At 46.5% G+C, this 217-nt stretch carries 1 protein-coding gene; it reads left to right on the top strand.

Annotated elements, in window-relative coordinates:
* A partial coding sequence (locus AB1471_RS18210; protein ID WP_367781115.1) for a hypothetical protein occupies positions 1 to 217 on the top strand: 217 nt, incomplete at both ends.

Genomic DNA, 217 nt, shown 5'->3' with positions numbered 1-217 from the left:
ATTAATGGGAGCAGGAAAGGCAGCCAGCCCCGTAAAAGCCACCAAGTTTACTAATCCAGACGCTCCTGTCGCCGTGATAAAAGACGTAAAAATTCCAACGTCAGTGCGCTTTGAGAGTAAGCAGTTTCGTTGCATGGTCGTGCAGTTTAGCAAAACCGAAGCTACTATGTTTATTAAAAGTGACGACATTGTTCCCCAAGTATTGGGGCAAGCGGTG

Origin of the sequence: Jeotgalibacillus marinus, from assembly GCF_040801915.1 — a bacterium.
GTDB classification, from domain to species: Bacteria; Bacillota; Bacilli; order Bacillales; family Jeotgalibacillaceae; genus Jeotgalibacillus; species Jeotgalibacillus marinus.
This window is presented reverse-complemented; position numbering and strand designations above follow the sequence as displayed.